The organism is Flavobacterium litorale, from assembly GCF_019613795.1.
In the GTDB taxonomy this organism is placed as follows: domain Bacteria; phylum Bacteroidota; class Bacteroidia; order Flavobacteriales; family Flavobacteriaceae; genus Flavobacterium; species Flavobacterium litorale.
This window is the reverse complement of the sequence record NZ_CP080429.1, coordinates 806,517-832,070: the sequence shown is the minus strand read 5'-3', so window position 1 is coordinate 832,070 and position 25,554 is coordinate 806,517. Positions and strand designations below refer to the sequence as shown.

17 protein-coding genes are annotated in these 25,554 nt (G+C 40.5%); 11 read left to right on the top strand and 6 right to left on the bottom strand.

The window, feature by feature from the left end; genetic code table 11:
• The first annotated feature begins 6 nt into the window (after nt 1–6).
• From K1I41_RS03665 to K1I41_RS03640, 6 genes are all read left to right on the top strand, one after another.
• Complete coding sequence (locus tag K1I41_RS03665) at nt 7–1,221, top strand: aminotransferase class V-fold PLP-dependent enzyme (RefSeq protein WP_220641331.1); 1,215 nt, start codon at nt 7–9, stop codon at nt 1,219–1,221.
• A gap of 18 nt (nt 1,222–1,239) precedes the next feature.
• Nucleotides 1,240–1,686, top strand: a complete 447-nt coding sequence (locus tag K1I41_RS03660; protein WP_220641330.1) for a hypothetical protein — start codon at nt 1,240–1,242, stop codon at nt 1,684–1,686.
• Between the two features lie 6 nt (nt 1,687–1,692).
• Nucleotides 1,693–2,112 (top strand): SufE family protein, encoded by a 420-nt coding sequence (locus tag K1I41_RS03655; RefSeq protein WP_220641329.1) that lies wholly within the window; start codon nt 1,693–1,695, stop codon nt 2,110–2,112.
• A gap of 5 nt (nt 2,113–2,117) precedes the next feature.
• Nucleotides 2,118–2,441 (top strand): SUF system Fe-S cluster assembly protein, encoded by a 324-nt coding sequence (locus K1I41_RS03650; RefSeq protein ID WP_220641328.1) that lies wholly within the window; start codon nt 2,118–2,120, stop codon nt 2,439–2,441.
• A 51-nt stretch (nt 2,442–2,492) separates the two neighbouring features.
• Nucleotides 2,493–3,002, top strand: coding sequence for a DUF2480 family protein (locus tag K1I41_RS03645; RefSeq protein WP_220641327.1), 510 nt, complete (start codon nt 2,493–2,495; stop codon nt 3,000–3,002).
• Between the two features lie 70 nt (nt 3,003–3,072).
• A complete protein-coding gene (locus K1I41_RS03640; RefSeq protein WP_220641326.1) occupies nt 3,073–3,960 on the top strand; it encodes a DUF3078 domain-containing protein in 888 nt (295 codons plus the stop codon).
• Between the two features lie 71 nt (nt 3,961–4,031).
• On the opposite strand, the gene K1I41_RS03635 is transcribed toward K1I41_RS03640, so the two are convergent.
• The 3 genes from K1I41_RS03635 to K1I41_RS03625 form a co-directional block, all read right to left on the bottom strand.
• Nucleotides 4,032–5,912: an OmpA family protein gene (locus K1I41_RS03635; RefSeq protein WP_220641084.1), complete on the bottom strand. Its 1,881-nt coding sequence runs from the start codon at nt 5,910–5,912 to the stop codon at nt 4,032–4,034.
• Between the two features lie 20 nt (nt 5,913–5,932).
• Entirely contained in the window at nt 5,933–6,868 is a 936-nt protein-coding gene (locus tag K1I41_RS03630) for a PorP/SprF family type IX secretion system membrane protein (RefSeq protein WP_220641085.1), read from the bottom strand.
• A gap of 326 nt (nt 6,869–7,194) precedes the next feature.
• Complete coding sequence (locus tag K1I41_RS03625) at nt 7,195–14,652, bottom strand: choice-of-anchor J domain-containing protein (RefSeq protein WP_220641325.1); 7,458 nt, start codon at nt 14,650–14,652, stop codon at nt 7,195–7,197.
• A gap of 162 nt (nt 14,653–14,814) precedes the next feature.
• On the opposite strand from K1I41_RS03625, the gene hflX reads away from it, so the two are divergent.
• Complete coding sequence (gene hflX / locus K1I41_RS03620; RefSeq protein WP_220641324.1) at nt 14,815–16,038, top strand: GTPase HflX; 1,224 nt, start codon at nt 14,815–14,817, stop codon at nt 16,036–16,038.
• 108 nt (nt 16,039–16,146) lie between these two features.
• Here hflX and K1I41_RS03615 read toward each other — a convergent pair whose 3' ends face one another.
• Together K1I41_RS03615 and K1I41_RS03610 are read right to left on the bottom strand one after the other, a co-directional pair.
• The gene (locus tag K1I41_RS03615) at nt 16,147–17,556 is read right to left on the bottom strand and encodes a DUF5689 domain-containing protein (protein ID WP_220641323.1); all 1,410 of its coding nucleotides are present in this window, start codon (nt 17,554–17,556) and stop codon (nt 16,147–16,149) included.
• Between the two features lie 16 nt (nt 17,557–17,572).
• Nucleotides 17,573–20,392 (bottom strand): carboxypeptidase regulatory-like domain-containing protein, encoded by a 2,820-nt coding sequence (locus K1I41_RS03610; RefSeq protein ID WP_220641322.1) that lies wholly within the window; start codon nt 20,390–20,392, stop codon nt 17,573–17,575.
• Between the two features lie 139 nt (nt 20,393–20,531).
• On the opposite strand from K1I41_RS03610, the gene K1I41_RS03605 reads away from it, so the two are divergent.
• From K1I41_RS03605 to amaB, 4 genes are all read left to right on the top strand, one after another.
• Entirely contained in the window at nt 20,532–21,623 is a 1,092-nt protein-coding gene (locus K1I41_RS03605; protein WP_220641321.1) for an endonuclease/exonuclease/phosphatase family protein, read from the top strand.
• 97 nt (nt 21,624–21,720) lie between these two features.
• Complete coding sequence (locus K1I41_RS03600) at nt 21,721–22,254, top strand: 3-hydroxyanthranilate 3,4-dioxygenase (RefSeq protein WP_220641320.1); 534 nt, start codon at nt 21,721–21,723, stop codon at nt 22,252–22,254.
• An 11-nt stretch (nt 22,255–22,265) separates the two neighbouring features.
• Nucleotides 22,266–22,952: a hypothetical protein gene (locus K1I41_RS03595; protein ID WP_220641319.1), complete on the top strand. Its 687-nt coding sequence runs from the start codon at nt 22,266–22,268 to the stop codon at nt 22,950–22,952.
• A gap of 168 nt (nt 22,953–23,120) precedes the next feature.
• A complete protein-coding gene (gene amaB, locus K1I41_RS03590) occupies nt 23,121–24,668 on the top strand; it encodes an L-piperidine-6-carboxylate dehydrogenase (RefSeq protein WP_220641318.1) in 1,548 nt (515 codons plus the stop codon).
• 84 nt (nt 24,669–24,752) lie between these two features.
• Here amaB and K1I41_RS03585 read toward each other — a convergent pair whose 3' ends face one another.
• On the bottom strand, nt 24,753–25,469 hold the full coding sequence (locus K1I41_RS03585; RefSeq protein WP_220641317.1) for a CPBP family intramembrane glutamic endopeptidase: 717 nt from the start codon (nt 25,467–25,469) through the stop codon (nt 24,753–24,755).
• Between the last annotated feature and the right edge of the window lie 85 nt (nt 25,470–25,554).

The window sequence follows — 25,554 nt, the reverse complement described above, 5'->3', positions numbered from 1 at the left end:
ATTATAATGCTGGATATAAATAAAGTTAGGGCAGATTTCCCGATACTTAACGAAAAAGTAAACGGAAAGCCCCTTGTATATTTTGATAATGCTGCCACATCGCAAAAACCACAAGTGGTTATAGATGCGGTTGCAAACTACTATGCTACCATAAACTCCAACATACACCGTGGGGTACATACCCTAAGCCAGTTGGCTACGGATGCCTACGAAATTTCGAGGCAAAAAATACAGCAGCATATTAACGCCAAGCACAGCCACGAGGTGCTGTTTACCAACGGTACTACACATGGTATTAACCTTGTTGCCAATGGCTTTGCACCGTTTGTAAAACAAGGCGATGCCATACTAATATCGGCAATGGAGCACCACAGCAATATAGTACCATGGCAAATGTTATGCGAAAGGGTAGGAGCCGATTTATTGGTAATCCCGATGAATGATAAGGGCGAGCTACTAATGGATGCGTTTGAGAAACTTCTTACCGAAAAAGTAAAACTCGTAGCCGTAAACCATATTTCCAACTCGTTGGGTACTATAAACCCCATTGAGCATATTATAACCAAAGCCCATGCCGTAGGAGCAGCGGTACTGATAGACGGTGCGCAATCGGCACCACACCTGCGCCCTGATGTGCAAGCGTTAGATTGTGATTTTTACACTTTTTCAGGTCACAAAGTATGCGGACCAACAGGCAGCGGAATACTATACGGTAAAGAAGAATGGCTTAACAAAATGCCACCTTACCAAGGTGGGGGCGAAATGATAAAAGAGGTAACGTTTGAAAAAACCACCTATGCCGATTTACCCCATAAATTTGAAGCAGGAACACCCAATATAGCTGGCGGCATTGTACTCGGTACCGCTATAGAGTATCTTAACTCGGTAGGGTTGGATAATATTATGGCATACGAGCAAGAATTGCTAGAATACGGCACCAAAAAATTATTAGAAATCGAAGGACTTAAAATATACGGTACTGCCCAAAATAAAACATCCGTAATATCATTTAACGTTGGTAACATTCACCCGTACGATATTGGCGCGATAGTCGATAAAATGGGGATTGCCGTACGTACAGGACACCATTGTACACAACCTGTAATGGACTTTTTTAAGATACCTGGTACTGTACGTGCGTCGTTCTCGTTTTACAATACTAAACAAGAAATAGATGCCCTAGTAGCATCGGTACTAAAAGCACAGCGTATGCTGAGTTAATACAACATATTTATGATTATGAAAAAACTACTGCCATTATTATTTGTAACGCTGTTTTTTGCCGTTGGATGTTCGTCATCTAAACTAAAAAAAGACAGCGAACGTATTGCTTTTGAGTACGAAGCCGTAACTATGATGGGCTACAACAAGGTAATTGTAAAACAAGATACTGTTATTACATTTACCTCCAGAGCTGTAAAAGATGCCGTAACAACAGGATTAAAAAATGGGGAGTGGAATAAAATGCTTACCGCCCTTGAAAAAGTGGAGTTGGATAAGGTAAGTAAACTAAAAGCACCCAGTGCAGGGTATGCCAGCGATGCTGCACCCGCAGCTAACCTTACCATTATAAAAAACAATACAACCTACAGGAGTGCCGTTTTTGACCACGGCAACCCGCCTGCCGAAATAAAAGAACTGGTTACTAAAATTGTAAACGCTTCGGCACTTAAAAATAAGAGATAATACACCATGAGCATAAAAGCAATACAAGAGGAGATAATAGACGAATTTTCGATGTTTGATGATTGGGATGAGCGTTACCAATACGTTATAGACCTTGGTAAAACATTACCACTTGTAGCCGAACAGTATAAAACCGACGAAAACATTATTAAAGGCTGCCAGAGCAAGGTTTGGCTGCACGGTGAGCAACAGGACAATAAAATTGTTTTTACTGCCGACAGCGACGCTATTTTAACCAAAGGCATTATAGCCATACTCATCAGAGTATTCTCTAACCAAGAACCTGCTGCCATACTAGAAGCTGATACCGCTTTTATTGATGAGATAGGCTTAAAAGAGCACCTTTCGCCAACACGTGCCAATGGGCTCGTATCAATGATTAAACAGATAAAAATGTATGCCTTAGCATTTCAGGCAAAAAACTAATTACTATGGATACACAAATAGATACCGCACAATTAGGAGAAGAGATTGTAAAAACACTTAAAAGCATTTACGATCCCGAAATTCCTGTAGATATATACGAACTTGGTTTAATTTACGATGTAATGGTAAATACCGATAATGAGGTAAAAATACTCATGACGCTTACATCGCCCAACTGCCCTGTTGCCGAAAGTTTACCCAAGGAGGTAGAAGATAAAGTAGTAGCCATTGAGGGCATAAAATCGGCTGAGGTAGAAATTACGTTTGATCCACCTTGGACACGCGATTTAATGAGCGAAGAGGCGAAGTTAGAGCTAGGAATGTTGTAAAAAGTTTACGGTGCTCAGTATCAGTAAACAGTTTCAAAACCTAAAAGAACTATGGAAGAGAAAGAAATAGTAAACCGTGTTGCCAATAGCGTACTCCAAGTATTCGACCTAGAAGAATACTATCCCGAAGGTGCACGCAACACAATAGATATTGCCCAATGGCTTTTGGAAGGCTTTGTATTGCGCGAAAAAGAGTTTAGAGCGGCGTTAAAAGAGCACAATTGGGAGCAATACAACGGGCAGTACGTAGCCCTGCATTGCAGTACCGATGCCATTGTACCCGCTTGGGCATACATATTAATAACTGTACACCTGCAACCGTATGCTAAAAAAATAGTACAGGGCAGTACAGCTCAGTTAAACACCCTATTGTACCAAGATATACTTTCGGGTATCGACTATACACCCTACACAGGCAAACCCGTAATAATAAAAGGCTGCGCGCACAAACCCGTACCCGAAGAAGCCTACGTACTAGCAGCACAAAAACTGCTACCTTTTGCCAAAAGTATTATGTTTGGTGAAGCCTGCTCGGCAGTACCTTTATACAAGAAAAAGTAGCTTTTTAGTAGTACTGCATAGCATAAATGCGTATTTGGCTATATTTGTACAAAATCGTATAACTATAGTCATGAAAAAAAACTTTATTTTATTGTGTAGTGCTTTATGCATGATGGGCGTTAACGCTCAAGACCAAGATTCGGCAAATACCGCCAACGACACCATTAGTGCTTGGAAAGCAAAAGGAAATGCATCGTTTTTATTCAACCAATCTACCTTCGATAATTGGTTAGCAGGTGGTGAAAACAACATTTCGGGTAATGCGGGGCTTAATTACGATATTAATTATAAGAAAGGCGAATGGAGTTGGGATAACAAGCTTATAGCCTCCTACGGTATAGTTAAAACCCGAACAAGTGCATTTGCTAAAAAAACAGACGACCGTATAGAGTTTAACTCTACCTTAGGTAAAAGCATTACCGAACGTTGGAACTATTCGGCATTCCTTAACTTCCGTACCCAATTTGCCAAAGGCTACAACTATTCTCAAGACGAAAATGGGGCAGAGGTACGTGAGGAATATACTAACTTCCTATCGCCAGCCTATTTACTAGTAGGTCCCGGTTTTTTGTATAAAAAAGACGATAATTTTAAATTTAACCTATCGCCGGCAACATCAAAGTTCACTTTCGTAGATAAAGCTTTTACGTTACCCGATGAAGCCTACTTTGGTGTAGAAGAAGGGAAAACAATGCGTTACGAGCTTGGTTTTAATGCCTCGGCATATTACAAATTGGGGGTTATTGCTAATGTAACCTTCGAGAATATTGTTAACCTATACTCCAACTACCTCGAAGATCCTCAAAACGTAGATATTGATTATCAGTTAAACATTGTAATGAAAATTAACCGTTACCTAACCACAAATCTATCGTTCCAAACCATATACGACGATAATGCCTTTAAAGGCTTCCAAATACGCCAAGTATTTGGTGTAGCAGCAAACTACGGTTTTTAAGCCATTATGTATTATATGCCAATAAAAAAGCCCCACATATAGTGGGGCTTTTTAATATTAGATAGGTGTATTTATTTCTTTACGATAATAAATTCACTTCTTCTGTTCTCGGCGTGTTGCTCTTCAGAGCAGTCAGTACCACAATCCACTTTCGGTTGGCTCTCACCAAAACCTTCGCCCGATATACGGCTCTTAGCAATCCCTTTCGAGATAATATACTGTACCGATGATTTGGCTCTACGATTCGATAAACGCATGTTGTACTTATCACTACCACGGTTATCCGTATGTGCTTTTACCATCACTACCATATCCTCGTTCTCCTGCATTAGCTGCACCACTTTATCCAGCTCAAAAGCCGCCTGTTGGGTAATGTTGCTCTTATCAAACTCAAAGAAGATCGGATTCAGTACAATAACTGGTGGTACCACAATCTCCTCAATCGGTTTCAGTTCGGCGTTTATAGTTACTTTACCACCATCGGTTTCGGCTACAGGGAAGCTGTTGCCCTCATACCCTTTGGTAATGGCTTGTACGGTATAAGCCCTGTCACAATCAATATTGTAGGTTACCTTACCATCAGCACCCGTCATTTTACCCTCAATTACATTGTTCTCCTCATCCAGTATGGCCACTTTAGCCGAAGCTAGGGGTTTGCCTGTATTGGCATCTTTTACCATTACAATAGCCTCTACACCACATATGGGCGTAGCACTGTATAACTTATCCACTCCGCTTCTATTCGAAGCAAAGTAGCCCATTTTCTTACCTACGTTGTAGCTAAACGAGAAGTCGTCCTGTGGTGAGTTTATTGGAGCACCTACATTCATAGGAGCACCACCCTCATCAAGGTCTACCATATAAATATCATGCCCACCAAATCCAGGACGTGCATTCGAAGAAAAATACAAGTGGTTGTCTTCCGTAATAAACGGGAACGTTTCTTTTCCTTCGGTATTAATATTGCTTCCTAAGTTTACAGGCTCACCATAACTGTTGCCGCCTTTTACTTCTACCATCCAGATATCGGTATCGCCTACAGATCCTTCTCTATCGGATGTAAAGTAGAGTGTTTTACCATCTTTACTGATACTTGGGTTACCTGTACTCCAACGCTTATCGTTAAACGGTAAAGGTTGTACATTGCCCCAGCTATCGCCTTGTTTGGTGGCCTTGTATAGGTATACTTGCCCGATTTTAGCATTGGCGTCTTTATCGCGCTCAAATTGCTTACTCTCTTTAAAACTCTCACTCGAAAAGTACATTACCTTCCCATCAGCGGTAACAGCAGCAGGACCATCGTGCCACTTGCTGTTTATACCGTCTACAGGTACTGGCTCACTAAAGGTGCCATTAGCATTGTATGTAGCCATGTACAGGTCCAGGTACGGTTGGTCGTTCCATTCGTACGTTTTACGTGCTGTGTTACGGGCACTGGTAAAGTACAGGGTATTGTCATCTGTTAATACAGGACCAAACGATCCGTATTCTTCTGAGTTAATCTCCAATAGCTTCTCATCAAAGAGTTTGTTTTGTTTTCTGAGTTTCGGAAGGTAGTTGGGATCTTCCATAAACAGCATCGCACGTTTGTCCGATGGTACCAGCTGTGCAAACTTGCGCATTTGGGTATTGGACTCCTCATAACGTCCTGCAGCTTTTAGCATTTGTGCATAACGGTAGTGGGTTTCACTATCGGCAACACCAGCGGCTACCGCTTTGTCGTAATATTTTACAGCCTCTTTGTAATTAAATACATTGTAGTAACTATCGGCTAGGCGCTGGTATACGTAACCATCGGCTTTGCCATCGTTTACCAGTTCTAGGTATTCTTCGGCAGCTTCTACGTATTCAAAACGGTCAAAATGCTTGTCTGCGGTCTTGGTATCTTTGTTTTGTGCTATTACTGCCGTAGTGGCGAGCATAAAACTAAGGGTAATATATAAGTTCTTCATTTTCTTATGTCGCTTTTAGGTTAGAAATAACGCGGTGAACGGGATACTTTTTTAGGGAAGTTTACATCAAATAGCAGCATAATCTCATGCGAAGATGGCGTAGTAACATCCAAATCCGATATAATATGATCATAAGCATATCCAATACGTAAATTCGGAGTAATAGCATAATTCACCATCCCCCCAAAACTATCATCCAGTCGGTAAGTAGCCCCAATCTCAAACTTCTCAAAGAACAAGAAGTTCAACGAACCATCAATCGAAGGCGCCACATCAAAAGACGACTTCAACATAAACGAAGGCTTCATCTTGGTATTAGGAGAAAGCTGGAATACATACCCCCCCGTTAAGAAGTAGTGCTGGGTTTCCGAACCAAACTCATAGGCCGTACCATTATCCGTTACATCAAGGTGTTTGGCCTCAAGCATGTTCGGAACCGATAAAGCTACATAGTAATTATCCGTGTAGTAAAAGAACCCTGCCCCAACATTAAAATACGTTTCGTTTACGTTCTCGCTAAAAGCAGGATCATCCGGTGCAGGTACAAAACCATTACCAATTTCACTAAAGAGCCCCACATCGTGGAAGGTAGCCCCTGCCTTTACCCCAAAAGCCAAGCGGTGTTCACCCCCTAGTTTTAGCGTATACGAAAAGTCAGCATAAACATTAGTTTCCTGAACCGGACCAATCTCATCAACAATAGCCGATAGACCCAGTCCTACATTTTTACCCACAGGTGTGTGGCCCGAGAAAGTACCCGTATTAGGAGCACCATCTACATCCACCCACTGGGCACGATATAAAAGTCCGAAGGCAAGATTTTCTTTAGAACCCGCATAGGCTGGGTTAATCACGTTCATGTTGTACATGTACTGTGTGTAGTGCGGGTCTTGCTGCGCCGTGGCTTCGCCTATGCCCCAAAGGGCTACTAAGGCGGCTAAGTATAGTTTCTTCATGTGTGTGTGTTAACTAAATATTCAATTATTTTTCCCAAAGTTGAAGATACTTAATAAATACAACATACAAGGGTTGTGGGCATTAAATTAACATAAAAATGTTCTGTTGTTGCTTTTTTCCTTTTTATGTGTTGTATATGGGCTAAGTACTGTTTCTACTCTGGAAAAACAATATAAAACAAGGGGTGTGTAGTTTGTGGTACACGGGTGCATATTTGTTTTGCTGTTTCTTGTTTTGTGTTATTGTTGTTTACTATTGAAATAATAAAAGGAAAACCCCCGCCTGTTGCGGCGGGACTTTTTCCTTTTTATAATTGTTATAATTTTTATTCTTCTCGGTTAATGTAAACCCATCCAGTTTTGCTCTCTCCATTGCTACGTTCTATCGAGTAGAAGTACGTACCTGTTGGTAGTTCATCACCGTCGTTGGTTTGTCCGTGCCACTGGTCGGTGTAAGCGCCGTAGCTGAATACTTCTTTTCCGTAACGGTTGAAGATACTGATTTGGCGTACATCGAGTGAGGTTAGGTCAAACTTGTCGTTTCTGTCGTCGTTATTGGGCGAGATACCTCTTGGTATCGAGCAGCTTGTATCGAGTACATTAACGGTGGTTCCGCCTATACATCCGTCTTGTGTGGTTACGGTTACGGTATAGTTTCCTGCGCCGGGTACGGTTACGGTTTGTGTAGTGGCTGTAAAGCCTCCCTCGCCACTCCATACGTAGGTTGCGTTGTCTGGGTTGAATGATCCGTCTACGTCCATTATGGTTATCATGTAGTCGCCTCCTTCACAGCCTTCTTCAAACATTACGGCTATGGCGTTGGTGTCTTGTGTTACGGCTATACTTTGTACGCTGGTACAAATGCCTACGGTTACGGTTACTTCGTAGGTACCGAAGTTTGTTGGTACAACGCTTGCGCCGGTGTCGGCTAAGGGTGTTCCGTTAAGGGTCCATGCATAGGTGGCTTCAGCGGTGTTGAAGTTGGCTGGCTCTACGTTGATGGTTACATTGTTTGCAACGCAGGTGTTGTAGGGTCCGCCTAGACTGAAGGCTGGGCTGTCTATGATGTTGACTACAAAGGTGCTTTCGTCGGTACAGTTGGGTGTGGTACCGGTTTGTGCGTAGATGTAGAGGGTTTGGGTGCTGGTGATTACATCGCCTGCGCTTAGGGCTGTGCCTGTACCGCCTGGTGCGGTGAAGTAATTGTTATCGGCGTCTAGGGCTTCTAGTACGTAGCTGTCACATGAGGTGACGTCGGCTAGTACTTGGGCTTCTGGGCTGTCGATTATGGTTACTTCAAAGCTTTCTTCGCCTGTACAGTTTGGCGTGGTGCCTGTTTCTGCGTATATGTACAGGGTTTGGGTGCTTGTTATGGCGTCGCCTGGGTTTAGCATGGTGCCTGCTCCTCCGGTCTGGGTGTAGTAGTTTCCTAGGGTTAACGCGGGTAGGGTGTAGCTGTCGCATGCGGTTTGATTGCCTGGTGTGCTTACTTCTGGGCTGTCATTCACGGTTATGGTAAATGAGCTTTCGTTGGTACAGTCGGCATTGTCGGCTGATACGGCATAGATGTAGATTTCCTGCGTGCTGGTTATCATATCACCGGCACTTAGGGCTGCTCCTTGACCGCCTGTTTGGGTAAAGTAGTTTCCTATGGTTAATACGGGTAACTCATAACTGTCGCATACGGTTGCGTCTGCTAGTACATCAGCTACTGGTACTGGTACTACTGTTACTACTATTTCTTCGCTTCCAACACAACCTGCGTTGTTAACTGTTACTTCGTACGTACCACCTGCTGTTACTGTTATGGCTTGTGTTGTTAAGCCAGTATCGTTACCATCAAGCGTCCATGTATAGGATACATCTGGAGAGTTAGGGTCAAAGTTACCTGCAAATACCTCTAATGTTGTATCCGTACCTTCACAAATACTTATATCATCACTAGCTGTAAATTCTGGTGGAATGTTGCTTAATGTCAGTTCAAATGAAGCTGTTATGTAACAATCAAATCCATCTTCCATTACTCTAATCCAAATTGTTTCATTGGTATCGGTAGTGTATAAATCGGGTAAATTATCATCTAATCCTAAATCAGCAGCCTCTTCTGTTGCATAGAATGTAAATGTAAACCCTGTCGTGTCGTCCATTATACCTTCTAAACTATCTGTAAGGTCAAATTCAACAGCTTCACCTGTAGAACATGCACTTAAGTCTTGTGGGTCGTTAATGATTATAATTGGAGTTGCAACGTTTATAGTAAAGTTGTTTTCTCTAATGAGTTCCTCACCAGAACATGTAGTGTATGTTACACGTGCTTTTAAGTTTGTTGATTCTGTAGGACAAACTTGTAAGTCGGTATCGTTTGTTACAAATACATCATCTTGTAACCACTCAAATACTACATTTAAATCTTCACCATCTGGTGTAAATCGCCATGCTTCTTCAGTAGCTGTCCAATCACCTGTGTTACGGTCTGGAGGCGTAATACCCTCTGTACCATCGGCATTTTGGATACCGATTACACCAGCACCGTTTTGCCATCCTGTACAAGGTGTTCTGCTTTCCACATATACATCTATAATGTTAGATATCTCATAGATTACTATTTGTGTAGTTTGTGTTCCTACGTTTAGTCCACATGAGAATTGTGGTACATCAAAGTAGTTTACTACCAATGCTCTACATGGGTAGCTACCTAGTACTTGGTAGTTTATGTTTACTTCACTTCCTGCTACGTTAGGGTTAACGTCTTGGTAAACGCCGTATATAGCGTTTAGTATTGGGAAGTTCGCATCTGGTACTGATTCGTCGAACGACCATGGACAGAATCCTCCGTCAGTCATGTTTTCTCCAAATTGTACTACTCCGTTAGATCCTACTTTTGCTTCGTTATAGGTTTCGCCATAGAAACAGAATTCGAATGGTAGGTCTACTACTGGAGACCAAATATCATCTGTGTTTACGTTTAACTCTGTTCCGCCAAGGAATGGGTATGGTGGAGCATAATCGATAGATTCTACTGCGTAGCTATCTGTACCTTTTAATTGGTAGTAGTTAGCGCTAAGCTCATAACATGCTTCGTCTTCAGGACAAAGGCTAACTTCTGAGTTAGGTACAATTATCTCTAGCGTTAATTCGTCAAGTACTTCTACTGCAGCACATCCTGGTGGTGCAAAAATACTAAACTCAAATGGTCCTGTCCAGAAACTTGCATCATCTGGTCCACAAATTGCTCTTACGTAGTACTCATAGAAATCGTCTGGAACTAAATCGCCAGCAATATACTCTGGGTCACCCGTAACAGTTACAATTGTTGTAGGGTCTGGGTCATTTCCAGGGTAGGTACCTCCTGCATCTTGTACAATTACTTCCCACTCTGTTTCTGTACCACCTGGAGTCCATCCTAGTAGTATAGAGTCGATGTAATTATATCCTTCTGCAACTAAATCAGTTGGTTGCGGACATGTAATTTCTGAACAGAAAGGTATGCCTGTGTATAGTAGCGTATTATCACTTCCTTCACCTGCTGGCTTGTCAAATACAGTTTCGCTATCAAATGGGTTAATAATTGATATGGCTACTTGCTGATCAGAGAATCCGGCATCATTCCAGTATAACTCAAATGGTATACCTGCACATAGTGGTACAATTTGCGTTATAGGGTCAGTACCATCTGCATTAGTTGGTCCTGTTAGGGTAGCTATGTCTATACCACCTTGCGATACGGTCATTGTATTACCGTTCCAAGTGTTACCACCTGTATCAGACATTACAAATTCGTAGTTACATTGGTCCTCTAACGGACATAATGCTGTATTGAATGTGAATGGTCCAGACCAGAAACTTTCGTCGTCAGGTCCACAAACAGCTTTCACATAAAAATCATAAACAATTCCTGCTTCAAGGTCAATATCGTAAACAAATGGGTTACTGTCCGCAGCAACTACACCTTCTGTTGTAGTATCTATTGGTGCATCACCACCTGTTGGTATTACGTATACTTCCCAAGCTGTTGCTGGTCCTACTTCTGTCCACTCTAGTGTTACTGTAGTATCTCCAACTGATGATACAGCAAGGTCTGTAGGTTGCGGACACGAAGGTATATCTTCGATAATTACGTTATCAATGTACAAACGCCATCCGTCTAATCCGCCATCTGGTATGTGCCAAGCAATGTTAACCTCACCTGTAATAGATGTACCACCAGCATCTTCGAGGAATACTTCGTACTCAATGTACTCTGTATTATCATACTCTGCAAGCGGGATTAATGTTACTGCTGTTGGTGCTGTAAAGTCAGCAATATCAGCTCCTTCTACTGACAATAGTACTTGGAAATCATTTGGTTCGAATGATGATTGTACTCTTTGATGGAATTTTAATCTTTTATTTCCACTATCAAGGTCAATAGTTGGTGAAATCAACCAATCGTCGTTGTTACCATTATTAAAATCGGTAGTTATAGCTGCGGATTGATCGCCTTCAAATGGGTTAGGGTTATAATCCATATTCCAAGCATCAAAGTCTCCGTTATCATTTAATACCGTCCAACACAATTGTGTTGTTGAGTCCGTATTAAACCCTTCGAAGAAAGGAACGCCGAACGAACCACATTGTGTTTGGAAGTTAGCAGGTCCCGTCCAGTTACTAGAGTCTGTAGGGTCGCAAATTGCTCTTACATATACATCATACTCTGTACTATCATCTAGTCCTGTTGCCACATAGGGGTTATCTGTAGTTGTAATACCTACAGTAGCATCTGTAGGTGCAGGGTCGCCTGCTGATACAATGTACACTTCCCACTCGGCTGCTGTACCTTGGTTAGTCCAAGCTATTGTAGCTCCTGTTTCGCCAATATCTGAAACAGCAAGGTCTAGTGGTTGAGGGCATGTAATTATCGATACGTTTACGTTATCAATACCTGCTGGTGCTTGTCCAACACTACCATCATTTCTCCACTCAAATACCAATCGCATTACTCCGTCTGCGTAGGCAGCCACATTAATTACAGTATTTTCTGTTTGCCAATCAGCAGTGTTATTAAAGTTTCCTCCTACCTGGAAAGCATCGTCTCCAGCAGCACCTCCGTTAATTAATGCGCCTGGTGTAGGTATAAATGTTATTGGCACTACCCATACTCTTACGTAATCACAGCAGTTTTCTCCATCAACATTGTAATCAAAACTCAAATCGGCATCTGCCGCCCCTGTAGGTATAGCAATATCTCTGTAAGCATGTACTACAGATGAACTGTTATTAGTATATGCACTACTTACACCGTTATCGTTAGAGATGTAAAGTGAGTGTGTTGGTGAGCTACTAATAGCTTCGTCTATTACCCACTGGTTGGTTTGTGTACCATTACTTAAAGTCCATTCTATTGTACCTTCAAAATCTTCTTCATAATCAATTGTTGCGGGTATTTGTGGCGTAGTAAAGGTTAATGGACCAACCCAGAAACTGGTATCGCCAACCCCACAGTTACTTCTTACCCAGAATGAATACTGAGTAGAGGGTGTGAGTAAACCTATGTTTACGGTACTTACAGCCACATTTCCTGTTGGTGGCGTTGCATCATCAGGAGCAGTAGTATCGGTAGCAAAATAGTAATCGAATGTAGGTGTTACAGATGTAGGAGCAGTCCATGTAAAAGTAACTTCCTCTTCTTGTAGGTCTGCTATTGCTAAATCTGATGGTGATGGACAAGTAATAAGTGAAACATCTATATTATCGATAGCTGCGGGTGCCTGACCAACACTACCATCGTTTCTCCACTCAAATACTAATCGCATTACCTGATTTGCATAGGCAGATAAATCAACAACATTGTTTTGAGTTTCCCACCCATTAGAGTCGTTAAAGTTACCTCCTATTTGTATAGCGTTAGCACCTGCGGCACCTGCGTTTATTAATGTTCCTGTTGTAGGTGTAAAAGATGCAGGTACTACCCAAACTCTTACATAATCACAACAGTTTTCACCGTCAACATTCCAGTCAAAAGAAACCAATGCTTGGTCTACTACTGCTGGCATTTGAATGTCTCTGTATGCGTGCACTACTGACGTAGAGTTATTAGTATACTCGTTACTTACACCATTATCGTTAGAGATGTATAATGATTGTGTACCACCATTTGCAATGGCACTACCTATAGCCCATTGGTTTGTTGCAGTACCGTTACTCAGAGAGAAGCCTGAGTTGACACCCTCAAAATCTTGCGAGTAATCCATTGTTGCAGCTACTTGTGTGGTAGAGAAAGGATAAGGACCTGCCCACGCACTAAAGTTACCATCGTTACAATCAGCTCTTACATAATATTCGTAGTTTGTTGCTTCGGTTAATGAGTCAACATTATATTCTGTATTGGTAGCTACCGTAGTACCTGCACCAGCAGGAATACCGTCGCCAGGGTTTTGTACTACAATTTCCCATGAAGTTGCTCCACTTGGATTTGTCCAAGAAAGGTCAACAGAGTCTTCGTCTGCATTGGTTGCAGGAAGTCCTACTGGAGGATCACAAAATACTTGTTGTATCGTTAGCGTATACGGTGTAGTTTGTGGCGCAGCAAATGTAGATATTACAATGTAATATGTTTGTCCTGCAGTAACTGCAAGTGCTGGAACAGATACATCGTTACCTGCACCTCCGCCAGGACCACCGCCAATACACTCAGTACCAATATCGGCACAATCGTCGTATATAAACATACCCGACCATGCGCCGTTATCTGTCATATCAATACTAATTGTACCATCAGTAGTAGCTGTATACTCGTATACCACATCATCACCGTTAAGGTAACCCGATGTAGTACCACAACCTGCAGCACCTGGGCTACCACTATAATCATCGTCATAATCTCCAGTATTATCTGTTGTTGTATACGGTAAAGCTGTAATTTCAATAGCAGCTTCACAAGTAGCTCCTAAGGCTACAGTGCTAAACAGGAATGGACCAACCCATTCACTAGTTCCGCCATCGTCACACAATGCACGTACATAATACTTATAATCTGTATTTTCTGTAAGTGCTGTAACACCATCATCTGTTGTTGTTGCTTCGTATGGTAAAGTACCATTGTATGTAATACCAACACCATTTGGTATTGCAGCAGCAGCTAACACTTCAATCTCCCACTCTGTAGCACCACTTGGGTTATCCCAGCTAAGGTCAGCATTATCAATGCCAGGGGCAGCACTTAAGTTTTCAGGGTCAAGACATTGTGATACAACGCTTGCGCTATCAACCAACCAACGGTCTCCGTTGTCGCCAATCATAACAAAAGCAAGGCGTACGTCTTGCCCTACATAAATTGCAGGGATATCAACTACTTGCTCAGTATAAACTGTTTGTGCAGGGTTAATTTGTAGCTCTGTCCACTCTTGAATCTGATCGTAGTTAAGAGGGTCAAAAGCAACGCCAGGGTCGTCCGTTATGTATATACGGTAAAGCGTTCCATCGTCACCACCAATAGTCAATCTCGACCAAAATCGGAGTTGCGGATTGGTAGGTACGTTAAACTGTTCAGTTACCAGCCAGTCTTCTGGCAGTCCTACTGCTACATTTTCTCTGTTAATGTATGCAGCGTGCAGCCCTTCGTAGGCTGGCTGAGGACCAGCTCCTAAAGCCTGTCCCCAAGACCATAAAGGTCCTATGCCATTATCGTGTACTTCCCAGTCTGTTGGTGGGAATACACCAGTGTCGTCAAACCCTTGTAGGGGCATCTGTGCAAATCCGCACAAAGACACCAATGACATGAAAAATAAGAAAGTAATTCTCTTCATAGGTTAATGATTTAGCTAATTTTAATTCTCAAATTTAGAAAAATATAACTTATTTATAACATTTTAGTGAAATTTAACATAAAAAAACTGTAAAGTTTCTTTATAAAACATATATAAAATATAAAACTCGTTATTTTGTATTTTTGTACGATAAACAAAACTATGCTAGAGAAAGAAACTATAAATTTTGAAAAAACCGTATTGGCGGGTATTATTACACAAGACCAAGACGAAGATAAATTATCGGAATATTTGGACGAATTGGAGTTTTTAACCTATACGGCAGGGGGTGAAGTTATAAAGCGTTTCTCACAAAAAATGGATCGCCCCAACCCTAAAACGTTTTTAGGTGCGGGTAAAATAGACCAAATACACGAATACATTAAGGAACACGATGTAAAGACGATTATTTTTGATGATGAACTTAGCCCTGCGCAACAAAAAAACCTGAATAAGATACTGGATTGTAAGGTGCTGGACAGAACTAACCTTATACTGGATATTTTTGCCCAACGTGCCGAAACATCGTATGCGCGTACACAGGTTGAGTTGGCACAGTACCAGTACATGCTACCAAGGCTTACGGGGTTATGGACGCACCTTGAACGACAGCGTGGTGGTATTGGTATGCGAGGACCTGGTGAAACGGAAATTGAAACGGACAGACGTATTGTACGCGACAGGATTGCCTTGTTAAAGGATAAGATACGTAATATAGACAGGCAGATGGCTGTGCAGCGTAGCAACCGAGGTGCGCTGGTACGTGTAGCTTTGGTTGGGTATACCAACGTAGGAAAATCTACCTTAATGAATGTAATTAGCAAAAGTGAGGTGTTTGTAGAAAATAAACTTTTTGCAACGCTAGATACTACAGTGCGCAAGGTGGTAATTAAAAATTTACCTTTTTTACTTTCGGATACTGTTGGATTTATACGAAAGCTACCCACGCAGTTGGTAGAATCGTTTAAAAGTACGTTAGACGAGGTGCGTGAGGCTGATTTACTTTTACATGTGGTAGATATATCGCACCCTGATTTTGAAGACCATATTGCATCCGTAAACAGTATACTACAGGATATTGATAGTATGGATAAGCCTACAATTATGGTGTTTAATAAAATTGATGCCTACCAACCCCTAACTATTGATGAGGATGATTTGGTAACCGATAAAACACCAATGCATAATACCATAGCCGAATGGAAGGCTACTTGGATGGGTAATGTTGGCGAGGATAACGCCCTTTTTATATCGGCAACCAACAAAGAGAATTTTGAGGAATTCAGGAAAAAGGTGTACCAGGCCGTTAGGCAAATACACATTACCCGTTTTCCGTACAATAACTTTTTATACCCTGATTATAACGAAAACGATGCTGCCGAATAATACTATGGCTTTACCTAATGCTTAGTTAAGCAAACAGGGGCTACTTATAAAAACAAAAAGGCGGAGCTAATAGCTCCGCCTTTTTTATGGTTGTTGTGTGTGTAACTATTAGTTACCGCTAAGCACAAGATTATCTACTTGGAAAGCACCGTCATTAGCAGTATCAGTACCTGAACCTGTAAATTTAAACCCGATGTGTACCTGCCCTGTATAACCAGAAAGGTTTATAACACCAGAGTTAATAAACTCATACCAAGATGTACTAGATGTTGGTAGTGTTACTTGGCTAGTAACGTTGTTTTGCGTAGCACTCGCAAGGTCTACCCCATCAAAGCCAGTTAATACAAATATTTCAAGCTTGTTACCATCAGTATCGCCATCAAGGTGGTGCTGTGCCGTTTCAAACTGCATAGTAACATTAGTACTAGCATCCATATCAATAGCTGGTGTAATTAACCAAGCCTCGTTAACAGCGTTACCCGAGTTAAACGAGCTAAACTCAGCGTAACCATTAGTATCTCCATCTGGTGGGAAAACTTGCTCGCTCCATTTTCTTGAACCTGTTTCGATGATGTTAAACCATCCTGGGAAATCAAAATCAGTATTATCTACAGCATCCTCAAAATCTTCTGTAAAAAATGGTGTACCTGGGTCTACTGGCTCGCCACCAATACGCTCTTCAGTAAGGTTAATATCCTCGGTAAAACGAGCTACAAACTGGTAGGTAGTACTAAATTTAGTAAGTATACCTGTTATTGTACCGCTGTTTGGCGATACCTCTGTACCTGCATAGTCAGCAAACGAACTTGTTCTGAAAGGAATGCTTACTTCTTCTGCCTCAGAGTTTACTATGTACGTAAGTGTTTGTCCGCCACCATCTACATTACCAGCATTATAATACGTTTGGTTAAGTGAAGCATCGCTAAATTGTACGCCTTCAAATCGAACAAGTCTGCCCAGTAAAGCATCATTAACTGCCGTAAGGTCAGTAACAACATTAACAAGGTTTTCTTCTGGTATAATAGTACACGCTCTAAGAATGTGGTCTTCGTACTCAAATGCTGGTATACGACCTACATTACCATCGTTAAGCGCACCTATTTGTAAGGTATTGCTTCGTATTTGTGTGTAAAGCCCGTCTAGCTTAATATATATTTTTCTACCTAAACCGTAATCAGTAAATAGGTCAGACTCATCTATTTGTAATGAGAAACCTATTTCGCCAGCACGAAGCTCGCCGTCATTACCAGTAACAATATTGTTAGCGTACATAGATTTAAAGAAGTTACCTCCTCTGTCGCTCGATACTACTACGGCTTCAATAACAGCATCACCTTCGTAAAGGGTTGCCGTTTCGGTTGCCATATCAAATATTTCTTGTACGGTAGTATTCGCAGTAATATTAGGCTCATTACATTCTATATTAGGAATAGAGTAATCATCGTCATTAACGCAGCTTGTAAGAGATCCAGCTGCCAACGCCATCATTAAAATCGATTTTACAAAATTTGTTTTCATATTAATTTTTATTTATTTAGAAGTTGTAGTATAAGTTTACGAAGAAGTTTCTGCCGTAACCATAAAAATATTTAGGACCGAATGAACGCGTAGGTCCTGCAAAATCCTGATTTACTTGTCTGTAATTCGCGTTTCTTGCTTGTTCAAATCCACCTGTTTTGTATGAGAAATCGAACACGTTATTAATAGTTGCAAAAATACCTATTGTTTTACCGTAGCTAATTCTCCAAGATTTACCACCTGTTAGGTTAATAAGTGTAGCAGGGTCCAAACGTTCTTGTTTTAAAAATTCTCTTGCGCCTTCCTCTGTTGCTTCTGGGAATGGGAAACCATCAGGATCTCTATCATTAATAAAGAAGTTATCTGTTCGTAATAACGGAGATATATCCAGGTAGCTATCGGCAAGGTAACTAACACTTGCGCTTACCCACCAGTAATGCGGGTCTCTGTACTCTAACTCAAACGAGTACGCTTGTTGTGGCATACCAGGTTGTTTGTAATCTTTCATAGTAGCACGTCCAAAGTCAACAGTAGAACGGATATTATCTACATTTAGTTTAACGTTAGGGTTACTATCGTACGTGTATTGCCCGTAAGCTGCTACTGCAATGGCTTTTATGGTAGAGGTAAGTTGGTACTCTAAACCAAGCTCAACACCCATATTTACTCTATCTAAACCTGTAACCGTTTCGGATACGAATGCGTTACCGTTAGACGATATTTGTCTGCCGTCAGCAGTAAGTACACCTAAACCTTCGGCAAAATAAAAACCAATATCGGTAGCATCGGTAATTTTAGAGTAGTACCCTGTAAAACGTGCTTTTAATTTTGGAGCTCTAATAATGTAGCTGGCATCTGCACCCATAATGGTCTCGCTTTCAAGTCCTTCTACAAAGTTATTATTTAATCTTGCATTAGGCAAAGAATTTCGTAACGTTGGTGCTTTACCCATATAAAGTGCGTTAAAGCCTAATATGTGGCGTCCTGTAATTTTGTAGGTAGCCCCTCCTTTAAAACCAAAGTTAGTAAAGTCTACCTTCTCGCTTTTTCCAAACGAGTTATCGGCGTAGTTACCGTTACGGTAAATTCCCTCTCGTTGGTACTGCGACCATGTTACGTTTTGTGCTACATAAAAATCTAATTTACCGTAGTTAAACCTAAACTGCGTAAAGGCATCAACTACATTGGCAAATAACTTATAGTTGTATCCAAAATCGTCGCCTTCGCCTACAATTCTGTTAGGGTTGTTAAGGTCGCTCTGCCTAGCATCTCCAATAAGAAAAGGGTCTATATCAAGGTAACCGCTACCCCCCAAAAGGTCAATAAGGTTTTGGTAGTTGTGCGACTCTAGGTTTCTGTAGGTAATACCTGCATTAAGTACAATATGGTCTGTAAGTTGCGAGTTAAGTATGGAGTTTGCTGTAAATAGGTTATCGTCTGTTCTGTCCTCGTACAATACGGCTAAACTTTCGCCATTTTCAATGTTATCTTCGTAAAGGTTATCCCAGTCTATTTGTCTATCTTCTAAAAAGTCCTCTCGTACTGCAGCTGCCCCATCTAAATTTCGTTGGCTATCGCCTACGTAAACGGGTGCTCCATCATCACCAATTACATTAAAGTCGTGCTGTGTAGTGTAAAAACTTGGTAAGTTTCTGTAGTACGTAGGGTCGGGGTTACGTGTAAAGTTAAAATCTAACCTACTGTTTGCAATTTTACCAAATTGGTAAGCAATATTAGTGTTTAACGATGAGTTTTCGTTTAATTGCCAGTAGTGGCTAAGCATTAATATAGGCTCCTCAACATCTTTATCACGCGAGTTTCTTTTTTTGCCATCTTGCCATCCCCAGTACGAGTTGTAACGCTCGCCAGCAAGGTCGGTAATCTCCTGTGTATTTGGCGATGTTTTACCACGACTGTTTTGTGCATATATACCTGTAAAATCTATACTATGCTTGTCGTTTATTTTCTTTTCAACACTTATAAATAACGAGTTAGCACTGTAGTCGCTACCTTCAAAGTAACCTTCTTCTGCCCATCTTCTGGAGCCCGATACTACATAAGCCCAGCCGCTAGTACTCATACCCGATGCATGGGTAGCCATAGCTCTCCAGCTGTAGTTGGTGTTTGTTCCAGAGAAAGAAACTCTACTCCCTGGGCGGTAGGTAGAAGCTCTTGTATTAATTTCTTGCGTACCTAATATACTACCAAAAGTATAATCGGATGCATCCGAACCTATTGTAAATTCTTGGTTTCTGGTAGCATCGTTAAGTCCGCCCCAGTTGCTCCATTGTGGTCTACCATCGTAAATCTTATCCATTGGTACACCATTTATCATTGTTTTACCGTACTCATTGTCCAAACCACGTACTCTAAAACGTGCTTGTCCAAAATCAAAAGCCGCAGCTTGCATAAATACATCGCGCGATGCTTGTAGTAATCCTGCTGTACTTTCCGAGTTACCATTATCATCTCCCAAATCATTCTCAGTAAGGGTAATAAGGCTCAATTGCTGCTCTGTAGTAATATCCTCTACAAGGGCAATTACACCTACATCAACCGTTTCACCTTCGGCAACTTCAAGGGCAAAGGTTTGTGTAACAAACCCTGTACTGCCTATAGTTAGGGTTAGGTTGCCATTGGCAATGTTTTCAAAAACAAACACACCTTCTGCATCTGTTACCACCGTACGGTTGGTGCCCTCCATCGTAGCTACAACGTTCTTTAGGGGCTGTTGCGATTTAGAATCGACTACTTTACCTTTTACAGAAGTTACCTGCTGTGACCATGCGACCATAACCTGCATAACTACTAAAAGGCTGAATACTAGTTTTTTCATAGATAAAATTAAATTATTTTCTTATCCGTTAAGTTAAATATTTCTTAACGGGCGCAAATGTACAGTATTTAAAAATAATAACTACTTTTGGCACCTGTTTTGTTATAAAATTTGATGTTAAATTAATATTTGTTATATAATGTTTAAAAAATCGATTACTTTACTTGTTCTTCTCTTCACACTCTCAGTCGCTACAGCGCAGCAAAAGAAGTACAAAGTGCATACTGTTGCCTTTTACAATTTTGAAAATTTGTTTGATACTACGGACGACACTAAGATTAATGATGAGGAGTGGCTGCCTACGGGAGGACAGAGCTGGACTCCTGAGAAATACCAGAAGAAATTACAGAACCTTGCTAAGGTAATAGCAGAAATAGGTACAGCCAACAACCCCAACTCGCCTACCATTTTGGGCGTATGCGAAGTGGAAAACAGAGGCGTATTAGAGGATTTAATAGCGCAACCCCAACTACAGGGCAAAGGCTACGGCATTGTACATTTTGACTCGCCAGATAAACGAGGGATAGATGTTGCCTTACTGTACCAAAAAGACCACTTTATACCTACAAGCTATAAAAATGTACCGCTTATTATATATAAGGATAGTGCTAAAGGAAAAGCGAAAAAGGACGAAGAGAAAAGTGATGATAAGCTGGAAGCAGATGATTCGGGCAGAATATATACGCGTGACCAACTGGTAGTAACAGGTTTATTGGATGGCGAAGAAATAAATATTATTGTAAACCACTGGCCATCGCGCTCGGGAGGGCAAAAAAGGAGTAGCCCTTTTAGAGAAGCTGCTGCTGCACTTAATAAAAAAATTATCGACTCGTTGTACAGCATAAACGCCGATGCTAAAATTATTACTATGGGCGACCTTAACGACGGACCTTATAACAAGAGTGTAAAAAAGGTACTTGGTGCAAAAGCCAAAAAAGAGAGTGTTAAGGAAAAAGGATTGTACAACCCTATGGAAGAAATGTCGGACAGAGGGATTGGTACATTAGCTTACCGCGATGCTTGGGATTTGTTTGACCAAATGATAGTATCGGAGCCACTTATCCGAAAAGATTTTACAACATTCTCATTCTGGAAAGCAGGCGTATTCAACAAACCCTACCTTATGCAAACATCAGGACGTTTTAAAGGCTACCCAAAACGAAACTGGAATGGTGTACCAGGGTACAGCGACCACTTCCCGGTATACCTATACCTAATAAAAGAGATGTAAAAACAACCCTGTTTTTACCACAAAGTTTATACAAAGGTTAGCTTCGGCTAACCTTTTTTATTTAGTACCTTTAGTACCAAATTTAAAGCACACCAACATGGCGCTAACACCACCCTTTAACCTTAATAAATGGATAGAAGATAACCGCCATTTATTAAAGCCACCCGTAGGCAATAAAAACATTTACCCACTATCCGACGATTACATTGTAATGGTAGTAGCAGGACCCAACGCCCGCAAGGATTATCACTACAATGAAACCGAAGAGTTGTTTTACCAATTAGAGGGTACCATAACCGTAGTAGTACAACACGAAGGCAAACGTAAAGAAATGACATTAAATGCAGGCGATATGTACCTGCACCCCGCCAAAACGCCCCATTCGCCCTCCAGAGCCGAAGGCTCTATAGGTTTGGTAGTAGAGCGTGTACGTGCTGGCAAAGGGTTTACAGATGGTTTGCTGTGGCATTGCGATAACTGCAACCACAAGCTACACGAAGTATATTTTGAATTACACGATATAGAAAAGGATTTTTTACCCCATTTTCAGCATTTTTATGGCTCGGAGGCATTACGAACGTGCAATAATTGTGGTACCGTTATGGAAGCTGATAAGCGGTTTGTAAAGTAAAATCATATTAAATGAACGAGGGATTAAATAAACATTACGAGAATTTATCTAGACTCTATTTAAGACTTAAGGGATATTTTGTTACAAACCTAATTATACACTCTGAGAAAATAGGTAATAATGAGTCAGAGCTTGATATTTTGGGAATTAGAATGCCTCATCACTCACAAGATGATAGAAAGGTTAATGTTGTCGATTATCTAAAAAGTTCTAATGAAAGAATTGAAATTATTGTAGCAGATGTAAAAAACACTAGTAATCCAAATAAAGTAAAATTTAATAAAGGTTTGAAAAATAATGATTCTAGTATAGAAAAACTTGTAAAGTGGGTTGGTGTTTCCGATAATAATGATGAAATAATAAAAAAATTTAAAGAGTATTTGAATTATCATTCGAATAAAGACCTAACTGATTTTGCAACATTTTGTAAAGATGATTTATCAATTGGTAAATTCACATTCAAGTTTACTTTTTTTTGTCCTTCATTAAATAAATGGGAAGTAGGAGGATATAAATATATTCACGGTGAAGAAATATTTTATTTCATTTATGAATGTTTGAATACAGACAAAGAGGTTGATACTTGTTCGAGGCTATATAGTTATGATCTTTGGAATGAGTATAAACCATACATTAGCTTCTTTAAAGAAGCAAAGGAAAAGGTGACAAAAACAATGTTTGAGGAACGTTTCGTATAATAAAACACTACGCCACTAACAGCCCATTTATTGCAAATTACTGGGTTTGTTTTGCTTATCGTTGCAAAATAACCATTTGGTAATAGGATAAACGGCTCAAAATTATCAAAAAAGCAAAAAAGAAGTATATTTGTAAAATATAACATTAAATAGCATAAAAGTTAAAATATGGCAACAACCACCGAACAATTTGGTATCCAAGAAGCCTTGTCAAAACTAGGTATAAAGGAAGTAAACAAAGGAACCTCTACAGGGAGCAACTCTTTTGCAAATGGCGAAATAATAGAATCGTACTCACCCGTAGATGGTACGCTTATTGCCAAAGTACAAGCTTCTACCGAGGCAGACTACGAAGCAGCAATGGAAAAAGCAGGCAAAGCCTTTAAAGAATGGCGTTTAATGCCAGCACCAAAAAGAGGCGAAATTGTACGCCAAATGGGCGATGAGCTCCGTAAATATAAAGAGCCACTAGGGCAACTTGTTTCGTACGAAATGGGTAAAAGCCTACAAGAAGGTTTAGGCGAAGTGCAGGAAATGATTGACATTTGCGACTTTGCTGTAGGTTTATCGCGTCAGCTTTACGGACTTACCATGCACAGCGAGCGCCCAATGCACCGCATGTACGAGCAGTACCACCCAGTAGGTATTGTAGGTATTATATCGGCATTTAACTTCCCAGTAGCCGTATGGAGTTGGAACTCGATGCTGGCATGGGTATGTGGCGATGTTTGCATTTGGAAACCAAGCGAAAAAGCACCAATATGTGGTATAGCATGCCAAAACATTATACAAACCGTACTAGAAAGAAACAACGTACCCGAAGGTGTTAGTTGTTTAATTAACGGTAGAGATAATGGCGACCGTATGAATAACGACAAGCGTTTACCATTGGTATCGTTTACAGGCTCTACAAAAGTAGGACGCCACGTATCTAAAACAGTAGCCGAGCGTTTTGGTAACACCATCCTAGAGCTAGGCGGTAACAATGCTATTATTGTTTCTGACCAAGCCGATATTAACATGGTATTAGTAGGGGCTGTATTTGGTGCAGTAGGTACGGCAGGACAACGTTGTACTACAACAAGACGACTTATTATACACGATAGTATTTATGATAAAGTGGTAGAAGTACTTAAAAAGGCGTACGCACAGCTTAAAATTGGTAACCCATTAGATAGCAACAACCACGTAGGACCACTTATTGATAAAGATGCTGTAAACAACTACCTTAACGCCATAGCGAAAGCGAAAGAAGAAGGCGGTAACGTAATTGTAGAAGGTGGTGTTATGGAAGGCGAAGGTTACGAGAGCGGATGCTACGTTAAGCCTTGTATTATTGAAGCAGAAAACCACTTTGAAATTGTACAAAACGAAACATTTGCACCCGTACTTTACATTATGAAGTACAGCAACTTAGAGGATGCTATTGCAATGCAAAACGATGTACCACAAGGACTTTCTTCTGCATTATTTACAAACAGTATGCGAGAAATGGAATTATTCCTATCGCAAGTAGGTTCAGACTGTGGTATTGCCAATGTAAACATTGGTACATCGGGTGCTGAAATTGGTGGTGCTTTTGGTGGCGAGAAAGAAACAGGTGGCGGTCGTGAAAGTGGCTCGGATGCTTGGAAAGCCTATATGAGAAGACAAACCAATACCATTAACTACGGTACAGAGTTACCACTAGCACAAGGTATTAGTTTCGACCTATAATCGTAACTAATTCAATCTTACTTTTATAAAGTGTTTATAAAAAAACCGCTTCAGGAAACTGAAGCGGTTTTTTGTTTTTATATATTACTGTACCCTGTCTATCATAGACATTGTGTTTAGTATACAATGTGCAATAATTAACGCCCATAAATTTCGCCCAAATTTTACATAGGCTATTCCCATAACTAAACCAATAATTCCTACTGTAATAGATCTTTCTGATAAATCATATGAATGTCTGAATCCAAAAATTGCAGCTTGTAAAACCACAGCAAGAATTGTAGCTATAGAGATTTGCGAAAAGAACTTTTCAAACCAATTTATTAAAAATCCTCGGTCTAATAATTCTTCTAGCATCGATTCAAGTGAAACTGCTGGCATAATTGCGAAGAAAAGCAACCAATTCCCTTTTAACTCCCCAAACTTAGAAGTTGAATTTTCAGAATAATTATTTGATTCGAAAGAAAAAGGTAAGTAGTCCTTTACAATCTGAAAAAATAATATTGATAAAATAGTGGCTGCTAAAATTCCGGCAGAAGTTAATAGCGTTTTTTTTATGCTTTCAGGTTTTCGAAGTCCTAAATCTTTCCACGATACATTGCGAGCTTTCATTCTCCAAGTAGCAATAATTAAAGTTGAAAGCGACCAAAAGAGCCCATTTATAATAAAACCAACCTCTGGAAAATAGAGTTCCCTTATCAGAAACATTGTTGATATGTAGATAGTTAGGTCGAATAAAACTCCTAGACGATTAGCTGGTTTTATCAAACCATTAGCATCTCCTTTTTGTTCAATAGGCATATAATTGTTTTTAACTGCCTATATGACGATGTTTATAATAAAAGGTTACAGGGTAATATTTTAATTACCCTATAAGGTGATTCTA

Coding starts and splice junctions, on each gene's coding strand:
- K1I41_RS03615 (WP_220641323.1), bottom strand. CDS start 17,556: ATGAAAACAAATTTTGTAAAATCGATTTTAATGATGGCGTTGGCAGCT.
- K1I41_RS03630 (WP_220641085.1), bottom strand. CDS start 6,868: ATGAAGAAACTATACTTAGCCGCCTTAGTAGCCCTTTGGGGCATAGGC.
- K1I41_RS03600 (WP_220641320.1), top strand. CDS start 21,721: ATGGCGCTAACACCACCCTTTAACCTTAATAAATGGATAGAAGATAAC.
- K1I41_RS03665 (WP_220641331.1), top strand. CDS start 7: ATGCTGGATATAAATAAAGTTAGGGCAGATTTCCCGATACTTAACGAA.
- hflX (WP_220641324.1), top strand. CDS start 14,815: ATGCTAGAGAAAGAAACTATAAATTTTGAAAAAACCGTATTGGCGGGT.
- amaB (WP_220641318.1), top strand. CDS start 23,121: ATGGCAACAACCACCGAACAATTTGGTATCCAAGAAGCCTTGTCAAAA.
- K1I41_RS03595 (WP_220641319.1), top strand. CDS start 22,266: ATGAACGAGGGATTAAATAAACATTACGAGAATTTATCTAGACTCTAT.
- K1I41_RS03645 (WP_220641327.1), top strand. CDS start 2,493: ATGGAAGAGAAAGAAATAGTAAACCGTGTTGCCAATAGCGTACTCCAA.
- K1I41_RS03640 (WP_220641326.1), top strand. CDS start 3,073: ATGAAAAAAAACTTTATTTTATTGTGTAGTGCTTTATGCATGATGGGC.
- K1I41_RS03625 (WP_220641325.1), bottom strand. CDS start 14,652: ATGAAGAGAATTACTTTCTTATTTTTCATGTCATTGGTGTCTTTGTGC.
- K1I41_RS03585 (WP_220641317.1), bottom strand. CDS start 25,469: ATGCCTATTGAACAAAAAGGAGATGCTAATGGTTTGATAAAACCAGCT.
- K1I41_RS03635 (WP_220641084.1), bottom strand. CDS start 5,912: ATGAAGAACTTATATATTACCCTTAGTTTTATGCTCGCCACTACGGCA.
- K1I41_RS03605 (WP_220641321.1), top strand. CDS start 20,532: ATGTTTAAAAAATCGATTACTTTACTTGTTCTTCTCTTCACACTCTCA.
- K1I41_RS03650 (WP_220641328.1), top strand. CDS start 2,118: ATGGATACACAAATAGATACCGCACAATTAGGAGAAGAGATTGTAAAA.
- K1I41_RS03655 (WP_220641329.1), top strand. CDS start 1,693: ATGAGCATAAAAGCAATACAAGAGGAGATAATAGACGAATTTTCGATG.
- K1I41_RS03660 (WP_220641330.1), top strand. CDS start 1,240: ATGAAAAAACTACTGCCATTATTATTTGTAACGCTGTTTTTTGCCGTT.
- K1I41_RS03610 (WP_220641322.1), bottom strand. CDS start 20,392: ATGAAAAAACTAGTATTCAGCCTTTTAGTAGTTATGCAGGTTATGGTC.